This is a genomic window from Thiohalocapsa sp., assembly GCF_019695415.1.
In the GTDB taxonomy this organism is placed as follows: Bacteria; Pseudomonadota; Gammaproteobacteria; order Chromatiales; family Chromatiaceae; genus Thiohalocapsa.
Genome location: NZ_JAIFKJ010000218.1, coordinates 1 through 1,688, shown reverse-complemented (window position 1 = coordinate 1,688; position 1,688 = coordinate 1). Strand labels below are relative to the sequence as shown.

At 63.8% G+C, this 1,688-nt stretch carries 3 protein-coding genes; all 3 read left to right on the top strand.

Annotation, left to right across the window (positions count from 1 at the left end; genetic code table 11):
* Positions 1 to 88 precede the first annotated feature (88 nt).
* A complete protein-coding gene (locus I6U14_RS06235; RefSeq protein ID WP_296897768.1) occupies positions 89 to 652 on the top strand; it encodes a DUF3305 domain-containing protein in 564 nt (187 codons plus the stop codon).
* A complete protein-coding gene (locus tag I6U14_RS06230; RefSeq protein WP_296897767.1) occupies positions 649 to 1,224 on the top strand; it encodes a DUF3306 domain-containing protein in 576 nt (191 codons plus the stop codon). The genes I6U14_RS06235 and I6U14_RS06230 overlap by 4 nt, the downstream gene beginning before the upstream one ends.
* A 180-nt stretch (positions 1,225 to 1,404) precedes the next feature.
* A partial coding sequence (locus I6U14_RS06225; protein WP_296897766.1) for a DUF4399 domain-containing protein occupies positions 1,405 to 1,688 on the top strand: 284 nt, incomplete at its 3' end.

The window sequence follows — 1,688 nt, the reverse complement described above, 5'->3', positions numbered from 1 at the left end:
GTTATTATTCTAATTTAAACAAGATGACTGGTCGAGGAAAGCGGCACGTCCGCTGCTCCGAGGCCCGACAATAAAAAGGGTGAAATGCATGAACGCCCCGACGCCTACGCCGTCCGCGACCTCGCTCACCATTCCCCTCGGGGTCATCGTGACCTGCAAGCAGCCAACGAATGCCTGGGCCGATCCGGTCTGGCGCGCCAGCGGCGTAATGCTCGAAATCCCGCCCGGCCCGGACTGGCGCGAACTGGCGCGAGGGGAGGGCTACACGCAATACCTCACGACGCGCGCGCAGCTCGAACTGTTCCGCAAGGAGACCGAAGCCTATATCGCCAATATCGAAAGCCGCGAGCCCGCGCTTTATGTCGTGCTGCGTGAGAGCGAGGCCGATGACGCGCCAATCGACGTGCATCTGGTGACGGCCTCGCCCTTCGAAGCGCAGGATTACATGGACAGCAGCGAGGAAACGGTGGAGCGCGTGGCGATGCCCGCGCCGCTGCTGGAGATGATCGAGGCGTTCATCGCCGAGCATCACGTCGAGGAGAAATTCCGCAAGCGCAAGCGCGACGAGGTCGACATCACCGAGGAGAAGTTCGGCAAGGAGCCGATCCACGTTGTTCGCCAGCGGATGCAAGGGAACGGTCGGGAACAATGACGACAGACGAGAAGGATTTCCTGTCGCGCTGGGCGCGGCGCAAGCAGGCCGCGCGGGACGGGCTGGCCGAGCCGGAGCCGGAGCAAGCGGCGGTGCCGGCTGAGAACGCCGCACCGGAGCCGCCTGCCGAGGAAGCGCCGGTCGACGAGTCGGCCTTCGAGGATGTCGACTTCGACGCGCTGGACTACGACTCCGACTACACCCGCTTCATGGAAAAGGACGTGCCGGAGATCGTGCGGCGGCGGGCGCTGCGCGCGCTGTGGCGCTCCGACCCGATCCTGGCGAATGTCGATGGTCTGAACGATTACGACGAGGACTTCACCGACGCCGCGCTGGTGGTCGAGAACCTCGCCTCAGCCTACAAGCCCGGCAAGGGCTACGCGACCGAGGAAGACGAGGCGGTCGAGGAAACGCAGGTCGCCGAAGCCGAAGAGGACGCCGCGCAGGAGCCTGCCCCGGACGAGCCGGCCGCGCTGGCGCAGAGTGAGGAGACACCGATCGCGCCCGAGGACGCAGACGGCGCTGATTCCGGGCCGATGTCATCTGATGACGGTGAAGCGTCGAAAGCGTGAGCGCCGTCTCCCACGATTGTGACCCGCCATGGCGCGCGAAACCCATCCCTTCGGAGCGATTTTCATGTAGACTTCCGCCTATGGGGCGTCTGAGTTTTGATCAGGCAGAAAAAGCCTGACGGGACGTCCCGCATCAGCCGTCGGCCTATCCCGGTCGCGCGGCAATAGGGAGGAATAGTCATGAAATTTGCAATTCTCTTCGTGCTTGGGCTTTTTCTGACGACCGCGGCGAACGCGCTGGAGCGCACGCCCGCGCCAGAAGGGGCCGAGGTTTATATCGTCCAGCCACAGGACGGCGCCGAGGTGAAAAGCCCCGTGACCGTCGTCTTCGGCCTCAAGGGCATGGGCGTGGCCCCCGCCGGCTTCGACATTGAAGGCCCAGGCCACCATCATCTGAACGTCAATGCGCCGCTGCCACCGGACGAAGAAGGCCACCCGTCTGATGATAAGCATATTACATTCCT

What these genes read in the sequence shown, in the direction of transcription:
- I6U14_RS06235 (WP_296897768.1), top strand. Translation starts at nt 89, where the DNA reads ATGAACGCCCCGACGCCTACGCCGTCCGCGACCTCGCTCACCATTCCC.
- I6U14_RS06230 (WP_296897767.1), top strand. Translation starts at nt 649, where the DNA reads ATGACGACAGACGAGAAGGATTTCCTGTCGCGCTGGGCGCGGCGCAAG.